Genomic DNA, 2,916 nt, shown 5'->3' with positions numbered 1-2,916 from the left:
CCGCAGCACCCGACCCGGCGCGCGCCACCGCCGGTGCGCGGCCGCGCCGGCGGCGCCGGCCAGCCCGGCGACGATCAGCAGGGGTACGCCCCGAAGCGGCGTCGCGTGCCGGCCCACCTGCACGGCCAGGGCGGCCAGCAGCAGCCCGACCAGCCCGGTGTGGGTGAGCGCGCGGGCGGTCCGGCCGGCCAGCCGGCTCAGCGAGCCGAGCAGCGCCACGGGCAGCGTGGGCGCCACCGCCACCAGGGCGACCAGCAGCAGGATCTGCCCCGGGTCGGCGCGGTGGAAGAGGAAGAAGTCGGGGCTGCGGCCGAGCACGTCCAGCAGCGGCTGCGTGACCACCAGCCCCACCAGCGCGACCACCTCCAGCAGTCGGCCCAGCTCACCGCGCCAGCCGCGGTCCCACCGGCCGGTCACCGGCTCGGCGACCGGCGAGCCCGGCGGGGGTGCCGACGGTGGTTCAGCCACCCATCACCGTCCGGTACAGCGTGCGGGTGCCCGAGGGCAGCTCCAGCCGGTCGGTGATCCGGCCCCGGGCGGCGAGCAGCCGCTCGAAGGTGTCCCGCCGGTAGTCCGGGAAGAGGCCGTCGGGCTTGTTGGCCAGCAGCCGGCGGGCCATCGGGTCCTCCGGGTGGACGAACTCCACCACCACGGCGCCGGCCGGCGCGGTCAGGCCGGCCAGCCAGTCGATGACCTCCGGCAGCGGCACGTTGCGCCCGATCGCCAGGTGGTGGACCACGGCCAGGGCGAGCACCGCGTCGGCGGACGCCCGCTCGGCGAACCCGGCGCGCTCGACGCCCCGCCAGCCGCCACCGGGTGACGGGTCGGCGAGGTCCAGCACCAGCGGCAGGATCCGGCGCTGCCCCTCGGCCCGCAGCGTCCGGTACAGCTCGTCGACCACGGCCGGGTCCTGCTCGACGGCGACCACGTAGTCGGCGTGCTCCGCCGCCAGCCGGGCGTACCGGCCGTCGTTGGCGCCCAGGTCGAGCACGAGGCGGGGCCGGGCGCCGGTGGTCAGCGCGTCGGTCACGAACCGCTCCTTGGCCGCCCGGTCCTGGGCGGAGTAGCCGCAGGTGCGCTGGTAGTCCGACCAGTGGCTGCCGGTCGGGCGACGGTCCAGCTTGCGGACGAGCTTCTCCATGCCGCGCACGGTGGCCAGCAGCAGCTCGCGGGAGAAGCCGGCGGCGCGCAACTCGGCCCGTACGTCGCTGGTGCTGGCCTCGGCGTGCCGCTGCTGCATGGCCCCGTGCAGGTGCAGGTGGGTCAGTACGCCGGGGCGCAGCCGGCGGGCCCCGGCGAACAGCGGCCGGAGCTGGTCGGCCTCGATGCCGTCCACCCGGGCGCGCAGCCAGGGCTGGAAGTCCACGCCCAGGTGGGCGGTGAGCAGCAGCGGGTAGAGCACCGTCTGGCAGAACTGCCGGTAGCCGGCCCACGGTTCGCCGTCACGCACCGGCTCGAAGGAGCCGATGTCGATGAAGACCGCCTCGGCGCCGCGCCACTGGAGGTTGTAGGCCGACCCGTCTTTGGTGGTGAAGCCGTCGGCGAGAGCGGCGCGCAGGATCTCCAGGTGCAGCAGCGCGGCGTCGCGCAGCATGGTGAAGGACCACTCGTACGGGTGGGAGACGAACGGGATGCGTTCGTGGCGCAGTACCGCCGTCCACGGGTCGCCGGCGGAGGCGGGCACGAGCGCGGGTGGCGCGTCCTCGGTGGCGCAGACCTTGCCGGCGGCCACCAACGCCGGAAAGAACGCGGTGGCCGTCAGCGCCCGCCAGTGCGCGGCGGCCTGTTCGTCCAGCCCGCGCAGCACCTCGTCTCCGACGTGGAAGACCCGGTTGGCCGGGTCGCGGAAGGACGCCGGCTCCGGCCGTACTCCGGCGGGTGAGGTCGTCATCGCCGGTACGGGCCGGTTCACCGCTGGTCGGTGGGCTGCCGGCGGAACCGGTCGACCAGGCGCCGCCAGTAGAGCTTCGCGGCGACCGCGGCACCGGCCACCCCGCCGACGACCGCCTGCACGATCAGGCTTCCGGATCCCGCGTCCAGGTAGGCCAGATGGATCACCGACCCGCTCCTTCCCCTCGCCCGTCTCGACACCGGCGTCCCGGGCGTACAGCGGTGAGGCTTTTGACCCAGAAAGCCGGACTTGTCTGCCACCGTACGCTGATCGTCCTCGCCGCGTGGGCCACACCGGCGCACTGCCCGGAGGTCCGTTTCGTTCAAGACATCCGGGCCCGATGTACCTACCGTCGACGCCATGACACCTCGCTTCGACCTGATCGGTCTGGTCACCACGGACCTGACCCGCTCGCTCGACTTCTACCGGCGGCTCGGGCTGGACATCCCGGCCGGCGCGGAGACCGAGCCGCACGTGGAGGCGGCCCTTCCCGGCGGCCTGCGGCTGGCCTGGGACCCCGTGACGACGATCCGCTCCTTCGACCCGGGGTGGGCCCCGGCCACCGGCAGCCCCCGCGTGGCCCTGGCGTTCCGCTGCGCCGACCCGGCCGAGGTGGACCGGTACTACGCGGAACTGACCGGGGCCGGTTTCGACGGCCACCTGCCGCCCTTCGACGCCGAGTGGGGCATGCGCTACGCGGTGCTGCACGACCCGGACGGCAACGGGGTGGAACTCTTCGCCTCGCTGCCCGCCACGTGACCGCTCAGGACAGCAGCGCGGTGGGCGGCACGCCGGCCAGGTCGCGCACGTCGCGGGTGAGGTGGGCCTGGTCGGCGTAGCCGCAGCGGGCCGCCACCTCGGCCAGCGGCACACCCGAGCGGGCCACGGCGAGCGCCCGCCGCATCCGCAGGATCCGGGTCAGCGTCTTCGGGCCGTACCCGAACAGGTGCTGGCAGCGCCGGTGCAGGACGCGCGGGGCCAGGCCGACGTCGGCCTGGCCCCGCGCGTCCTGCACCGGCGCTGCC

4 protein-coding genes and 1 pseudogene are annotated in these 2,916 nt (G+C 75.1%); 1 reads left to right on the top strand and 4 read right to left on the bottom strand.

Going from position 1 to position 2,916, the window contains the following annotated elements; translation table 11 throughout:
* The 3 genes and pseudogenes from DKT68_RS12635 to DKT68_RS31430 all read right to left on the bottom strand — a co-directional run.
* A pseudogene (locus DKT68_RS12635) lies at window positions 1-468 on the bottom strand (sulfatase-like hydrolase/transferase); the annotation flags it as partial.
* Window positions 461-1,891, bottom strand: a complete 1,431-nt coding sequence (locus tag DKT68_RS12630; protein ID WP_109817610.1) for a class I SAM-dependent methyltransferase — start codon at window positions 1,889-1,891, stop codon at window positions 461-463. The gene DKT68_RS12630 and the pseudogene DKT68_RS12635, both read right to left, overlap by 8 nt.
* 17 nt (window positions 1,892-1,908) lie before the next feature.
* Complete coding sequence (locus DKT68_RS31430) at window positions 1,909-2,058, bottom strand: hypothetical protein (protein ID WP_007459587.1); 150 nt, start codon at window positions 2,056-2,058, stop codon at window positions 1,909-1,911.
* 193 nt (window positions 2,059-2,251) lie between these two features.
* Here DKT68_RS31430 and DKT68_RS12625 point away from each other — a divergent pair, with 193 nt between their 5' ends.
* Complete coding sequence (locus DKT68_RS12625) at window positions 2,252-2,650, top strand: VOC family protein (protein WP_109817609.1); 399 nt, start codon at window positions 2,252-2,254, stop codon at window positions 2,648-2,650.
* A 4-nt stretch (window positions 2,651-2,654) separates the two neighbouring features.
* On the opposite strand, the gene DKT68_RS12620 is transcribed toward DKT68_RS12625, so the two are convergent.
* The coding region (locus DKT68_RS12620) for a helix-turn-helix domain-containing protein (protein WP_146218346.1) at window positions 2,655-2,916 on the bottom strand (262 nt) is incomplete at its 5' end.

Source organism: Micromonospora acroterricola, from assembly GCF_003172955.1.
Classification (GTDB): domain Bacteria; phylum Actinomycetota; class Actinomycetes; order Mycobacteriales; family Micromonosporaceae; genus Micromonospora; species Micromonospora acroterricola.
The sequence above is the reverse complement of the archived record's forward strand: the minus strand, read 5'-3'. Positions and strand labels throughout refer to the sequence as shown.

Excerpts from the sequence above, each read along its gene's own strand:
- DKT68_RS12630 (WP_109817610.1), bottom strand. The coding sequence starts at position 1,891 with ATGACGACCTCACCCGCCGGAGTACGGCCGGAGCCGGCGTCCTTCCGC.
- DKT68_RS12625 (WP_109817609.1), top strand. The coding sequence starts at position 2,252 with ATGACACCTCGCTTCGACCTGATCGGTCTGGTCACCACGGACCTGACC.